5 protein-coding genes are annotated in these 6642 nt (G+C 59.3%); all 5 read right to left on the bottom strand.

The features are described from left to right. Positions 1-2542: ThuA domain-containing protein (locus ACKVY0_RS15695; protein WP_409215765.1), on the bottom strand; the 2542-nt coding region annotated here is incomplete at its 3' end. Between the two features lie 56 nt (positions 2543-2598). Then, positions 2599-3963, bottom strand: coding sequence for a sulfatase (locus ACKVY0_RS15690; RefSeq protein ID WP_409215764.1), 1365 nt, complete (start codon positions 3961-3963; stop codon positions 2599-2601). Continuing rightward, complete coding sequence (locus ACKVY0_RS15685; RefSeq protein WP_409215763.1) at positions 3960-5486, bottom strand: sulfatase family protein; 1527 nt, start codon at positions 5484-5486, stop codon at positions 3960-3962. Before ACKVY0_RS15685 ends, ACKVY0_RS15690 begins: the two co-directional genes overlap by 4 nt. Before the next feature lie 46 nt (positions 5487-5532). Next, the gene (locus ACKVY0_RS15680) at positions 5533-5715 is read right to left on the bottom strand and encodes a hypothetical protein (RefSeq protein WP_409215762.1); all 183 of its coding nucleotides are present in this window, start codon (positions 5713-5715) and stop codon (positions 5533-5535) included. Then, a partial coding sequence (locus tag ACKVY0_RS15675) for a glycoside hydrolase family 6 protein (protein ID WP_409215761.1) occupies positions 5712-6642 on the bottom strand: 931 nt, incomplete at its 5' end. The genes ACKVY0_RS15675 and ACKVY0_RS15680, both read right to left, overlap by 4 nt.

The following is a 6642-nucleotide window of genomic DNA, read 5'->3' as shown; positions in this document are numbered from 1 at the left end:
CATCGAGTCGATAGGTGGTGGCATCCATGCCGCGATGCACGCCGAAGGGTGTCTCCAATTGCGAGCGATGAAACACGCCATCGCTGAAGATCACCGCGCCCAGGGGATCGGACGCGATCATGCCGCCGTGATGCGAGTCGGTGACGTCGATGCCACGCAGCAGCTCGCGCTTCGTGTCGGCGCGGTCATCGCCATTGGTATCCTGCATCAGCCACAGCCTTGGCTGCTCGGAGATGATGACGCCATCATGATGAAACGCGATACCATCGAGCGCATCGAGTCCCTCGGCAAAGGGTGTGAGCTTGTCCGCTTTTCCATCGCGGTCGGTGTCTTCCAAGATGATGATCTTGTCCGGCGGCGTGAGGCCTGGCACGGTGTGGGGAAAGGACGGCATGGTGACCACCCAGAGTCGGCCACGAGCATCGAAAGCGATCTGCACGGGGTTGCGCATCTCGGGGAATTGCTCCTCGGACGCGAAGAGGCTGACTTCATATCCCGGAGCTGTTTTGAACTCGGCCATGGACTCGGCGACGGGCTTTGGGATGCCTGTTTTCGGGCCGTCATCGCGGCCTGGGCGCTCGGGCAGTGGCGGCAGCGATGGCTTGGCGATGCTGGCAAAGGTGAGTTTGGGATCGGCGGCGAGCTGATGCACCACAGCATCGGTCAGGCGGATCATCTCGTGGTAGCGCGGCATTTCCTCGGCGTATTCATCGGGCCGTGCACGCACGCCGAAATACACGACGCCGTTCTTCGGACGCACGACTTCGGCCACACGATCATGCTTTGCCGCAGCGGCTAAGCCGACCTCATGCAGATGCGCTGGATCCGGTGCGTTGACATCGGAGCTGCTCAATCCGCGAGCGACCGCTAGAGCCTCAGCGATGGCTTTGCCGACAAGGCTGTTGCCCTCGGTGTTGAGGTGAGTGCCGTTGTTGATGGTCAACGGTTTGTCGGAGGCGGCGTAGGCCTGACGGGTGAGCGAAAAGAGATCAATGAACTCGGCTTTGGTCTCGGCGGCGATCTCAGCGATGGCTTTGCTGTAGCGCTCGACATTGGCTTGTTGAGCCTCCGAAGCGCCTTCGATGGCGATGGGCGATAGCAACATAAAGCGAGCGCTTGGATGGCTGCGACCGAGTTGGTTGAGATGCACGGCGTATTGCTCGCGGAAGGCCTTCAATCCGGCTTCACCCGCAAAGGACTCATTCAAGCCGTAGCCCAGCACGATGGTCTTCGCCGGCCACTCAGCGAGGAGGTTCTTCATGTGCTTGGCGTAGCCTTCGAGACGCAGGCGATTGCCGACTTCATCGCCTGTCCATGCGAGGCTGCGGATGGCGAGCTTGGCTTTGGGTTGGGCGATTTGTAGCCGTGCTTCCAGCTCACCGTGTTCGAGCAGGCGCTCGATCATCGAGTTACCGTAGAAGAGGATCATGTTGTCGTCTGGTGCCTTGGTGACAGATGCGGGCACCTCTTTTGCAGCCTTTCTGTTGCCGCCCTGGGGCCGCGCGGCTGGCTTCTCAACTGGAGCACCCGAGAGTGCCTTTTTGAGGGCTTCCTCTGGCTTCACACCGCGCTTGAAGTGGTTCTGATCAACCACCGGCGTGACATCCGCTTTGGCTGGAGGTTCCATCTGCAAAGTCCAGAAGCAGGCGTTCACGAACATGCGCCTCATGCCTTCGTTGGCCCAATCGTCCTTGCCGGCCATCGCGCCGCCGATGGTGCTGGCGAAGACGCGCCCTTTGACTCCCACGGGACGCTGATAGGTCCAAGAAATCGGCATCATCGGCTTGTTCTTATCCACCCGACCGGCAACAGCCAACGCAGGCCCAGCGTCCGGCTCCATCGACTCACACACTTCGCCAAACAGGATAGTCTGGCAGCCATCGGGCAGAGGCACGCTGGCTTCATAGGTATCCGTTGGCCCCCAGACCTCGCCATCGGCGATGCCTCGCAGAATGGGATGTGCGGCGGCATTTGGCGCGAATCTGCCGCGTGTGCTCTGCCTGCCATGCCCGCCCCAGTGCGCGATCCAGTTCTGCCCAAGCACCTGCCGACCAAAGCCGCCGGTGAAGGTCTCGCTTTTGTTGGAGTAACTGTATTTCGCGAACGGGCTGTCGGGTAGCTTGCTGAAGTCGAAGGCGTGAGTGGCGGTGCGGATGCCGATGACTGGTTTGCCGGAATCCAGGTAGTTTTGAAACATCTTCATCTGCGCATCTTCCAGCGCCCTGAAGCGCGTATAGACGACCATCAAGTCAGCATCTGCCAATGCCTCCAGGCCTGGAATGTTGTCGCGCTGACTCGTGTCGATGACGCCTGTGGTGCGATTGATGGCAAAGAGCACCTTGCAGTCAAACCCATGCCGCTCGGCCAAGATGTGCGCCATCATCGGCATCGAAGTCTCCGAATGGTATTCATCATCGCCGGTGACAAAGACGATCTTATTGCCGTTGGCGGTGCCTTTGGAGGGGAGATGTATCCAGTCTGCCGCCATCGCGGTGAAGGATGTGAGAATTAGGAGGGCGGTTACCGTGCCTTTTGGGTGCATAAAAATAGAGGAGATAGACAGGGATCAGAGGCGTGAATGGTTGGGATTCGATTGGCCTACTTTGTCCCTTCCGCCTGTCCTGCCGGTCGTTTGTTGGCCTGAATCTCAGCATCGCGGGCGAGCAGTTCCTTTTTCAGGCGGGCGACGATCTCGGGATTGGCAGCGGCGACGTTTTGAGTTTCACCAGGGTCGGTGGCGAGGTTGTAGAGGCTGGGGACGGGGCCGCCTTTTGGGGGCTTGGTTTTTGTTCCAGCGGCTTTTTTAGTCTTCTTGTCGGCGCCGTCGCCCTTGAGGAAGAGCTTCCAATCGCCCTGCCGAATGGCGGCGGCCTTATCGCCTCCGATGTAGAGATGTGTATCACGCACGGGCCCGGCGTTGGCATTGAACATGAGGGTAGTGATGTCACGGCCATCGAGGACGCGATCCTTTACAGGCTCGACGCCGATGAGTTTGGCGAAGGTGGGCAGGATGTCGATATTGCCGGCGATCTGATTGCAGGTTGTGCCTGCGGGGATCTTTCCGGGCCAGCGCATGATGCAGGGCTCGCGGACACCGCCTTCGAAGTTGCTGCCTTTGCTGCCGCGATACGGCGGTGCTGCGCGACCACTCGCCGGGCCGTTGTCGGAGGTGAAGATGACGAGCGTGTTGTCGTCGAGCTTGAGTTCCTGGAGCGTCGCCAGAATCTGCCCGACTGACCAGTCCACCTCTTCGATGGCGTCGCCGAGATCTCCTTGCTGGCTCTTGCCCGAGAACGCTGCGGACGAAGCGAGCGGATGATGCACCATCGTGTGTGGAAGATAGACGAAGAACGGCGCAGCCTTGTGCTCGCGGATGAAACCCACCGCATCTTCAGTGTAGCGGCGTGTGAGCTGGGATTGATCCGGCTCTGTCTCGATGACCTTGTCTCCTTTGATCAAAGGTAGCGGCGGGAGGCCTCGTCCTCTATTCCCAGCTCCCATGTCATTGCTGTAAGGCAGGCCGAAGTAGTGGTCGAATCCTTGGCGCGTGGGTAAAAACTCCGGCTGCCAGCCCAGATGCCACTTGCCAATGCAGCAGGTCGCATAGCCCTTTTGCTTCACGATCTCCGCCAGTGTGACTTCGTTTGGATGCAGGCCGATGGTGTCCTTTGGAAATAGCACTCCAGGAATGGAGACACGGGCGTTGTAGCAGCCAGTCATCAGGCACGCGCGAGACATGGAACAGACCGGCGTGGCGTAGAAGCTGGTGAACTTCATGCCCTCGGTTGCCAGCTTGTCGAGGTGCGGTGTGCGCACCTTGGAATTGCCGAAGGGTCCGATGTCGGCATAGCCCAAGTCATCAATGAAGATGAGGACGATGTTCGGTTTGGCCGGCTCGGCGGCTGCCAATCCGAGAAGTGGCGCGAGCAGCAATGCTGCAAGGAGTGGGATGGTTTGTTTCATGGTGTGCTGTGGAGATGCTTTTGCACTTCGTTGAGCTGTTTGGCCATTTTTGAAGCCTGCTCGGGATGTTCCTGGCTAATGTTGTATGATTGGGCGAGATCGGCCTCAAGGTCGTAAAGTTGGGCGCTGGGTGCGTCGGCTTTGATTTTACCGTTGGCGATGTCGCTGTTGATTTCACCAGTAAATTTGAGTGCTCCAGGGCCACCGAGCATGTGATCGCCGACCTTCGTGCCGTTGAAGCCGCCGCCGCCTTGTGCGCCGATGTAGAGCCAGCGGCCTTCGCGAAGGGCGAGGTTCTTCTCTTTGTGCGGAGCGATCACGAGCTGGTCACGCAAGGGTTTGTCGGGCGTGCCGACCATGGCTGGCAGCACATTCACACTGTCTGGTCCGGTTGTTTTGGACCCCGTGAGCGCTGCGAGAGTCGCTAGCAGGTCGATTTGGCAGATGAGTTGATTCGACACCGAACCAGCGGGGATATGGCCTGGCCAATGCGCGATGAATGGCACGCGATGCCCGCCTTCCCATGAGTCGAACTTGAAGCCGAGTAGCTCGCCGTTGAGCCGATGGCCGGCCTTCCATGCTTCCTGGCCGCCTTCGTTGAGCATGCCGCCGTTGTCGCTGGTGAGAATGACGAGCGTGTTGTCGCGCAGCTTGAGTTCATCGAGCGTGCGCATCACCTCGCCGACCATCCAGTCGAACTCTTGGATGAAATCGCCGTAGCGGCCCGCCTCGCTGCTGCCCTTGAACTTCGCGCCCGGAGTGAACGGATGATGAATGTGCGGCGTGGCGAAGTAGAGAAAGAAGGGCTCGTCTTTTTGCCCACGCATCCAGTGAGTGGCCTTTTCCGTGAGTGTGGTGCCGTGTTCTTCTTCACGATACAGCGCATGAGCTGCCTTGGCACCGGACATGGCGGGCTTGAGCATCTTTTCAGGGAAACTCTGCGTCTCTGCCTTGCCGCCATACCTCAGCGGGTCGGCGGGATCGAGTCCGACGACGCGGTGATCCTCTACCCACACGAAGGGTGGATGACTGTTCACGACCGGGATGCCAAAGTAGTGATCGAAACCGCACTCCAACGGCCCCGGTTTCAAATCGGTGTTCCAATCTGGATTCGGTTTGTCACCAAAACCAAGGTGCCATTTGCCAAAACAAGCCGTGGCATAACCCTGCGCCTTCAATAGGCTCGCCACCGTCGGTTTCGTCACATCGACCACCAGCGGACTGGGATTCATCACCGGACCCCACAGATTTTTACGAAATGGATACTCGCCCGTCAGCAGCGCATACCGAGACGGTGTGCATACGGATGAAGCCGAATGCGCATCCGTGAACCGCCGCCCACCACTGGCGAGCTTATCGATGTTCGGCGTCTTCACTTTCGCCGCCCCGTAGCAGCCGAGATCGCCGTAACCAAGGTCATCCGCGAGAATGAGGATGATGTTAGGTTTGGATGGATCGGTGGCGGCTCGTCCGCCGAGTGGCGAAAGCAGAAGGGCGGTGACAAGGATTAGCGTGATTTTCATGGAGATACTTTTTCGCGGTGCGTGTGAGGGACGAATGAGCATTTCATCACTTCACTGCCGGAGAGCAAAACGGCTCCGGCGGCCCACATCGCGGCGGCAGATGCTGCAATTGCCACTCCGCGACCTTGATCAGCGTGGTCTTGATGAAGTCGGCGTCGAAGCAGTCGGCAGAAGCGAGCGTGCCACTGCAAGCAATGGCGATGAACAGAGGCAGGCTGAATGATTTCATGGTTCAAAAGGTGGATAAGCATTCCGCACCAACTCCTCGAATTGCGCCTGAAACCAACGCCCAGCAACGGGCGCGTTCGGTAGAGCGCCGGTGCGCGTGTGGCCATTCAGCGCATTGCCTTTATAGGTCGGGTCGCACATGCGGTCGAAGCCCTTGCCATCCGGATTCTCGGGGCCTTGGGGAATCAGCGAACTGGAGCCGTCGGATTGCCCGGGCGGCTTCACCCAGACAAAGGCATCGTAGTTCGGCGCAGGATTCGCCACGGGACGCGCGCCGATGCCTGCGCCGCTTTGGTTGCCCCAGTTGCCTTTGTGCGTGCGTTTGTCGAGCGTGGTCTCGGTCACAAAGGTGCGCAGGTCGGTGGAGGTGCTTGGCCCGGTGGGACGCTTCGGGCCACCCCAGCCATTGCGCGAGGTATCGAGCAGCAATCCAACGCTGGCCGGATACGCGTCGCTACCGGTGATCAAGGCCGTGCGCAACGCATTGGCAAAGCTTTGCTCCTCGATGTGATCATTCATGTCATACCAACCGCGCAGCGAGCGCACCTGCCGCGCTTTCACCTTTTGCTCTGCCTTCATGTAAGGCTCCACGAAGACGTTGTAGTTCGCCGTGTTGCTGATGAAGCCATCCACCTTGCCGTTGCCGCCAGGGATGCCTGCGCCGACCTTTTTGAGCAGCTCGGCAAAGGGTTTGAGATTGTTTGACCAGCCCAGCCAGCCCGCATGAGCCACATCGATGTAGGCGTAGGTATTCGTGAGCGAACGCAGCGTGCCGATGGCATACTGCACGCCCTGCACATAGGCTCCGGTTGTGTTTGCCTCCGCTACTTTGGGGAAGCTCAGGTTCGTGATGAGGTTCGGCAGCGAGTCCGGCTCGATGACCATCACGATGCGCAGGCCGCTGTATTTCGCCTGACTGATGACGCTG

Origin of the sequence: Prosthecobacter sp. (assembly GCF_046154365.1) — a bacterium.
In the GTDB taxonomy this organism is placed as follows: domain Bacteria; phylum Verrucomicrobiota; class Verrucomicrobiia; order Verrucomicrobiales; family Verrucomicrobiaceae; genus Prosthecobacter.
This window is presented reverse-complemented; position numbering and strand designations above follow the sequence as displayed.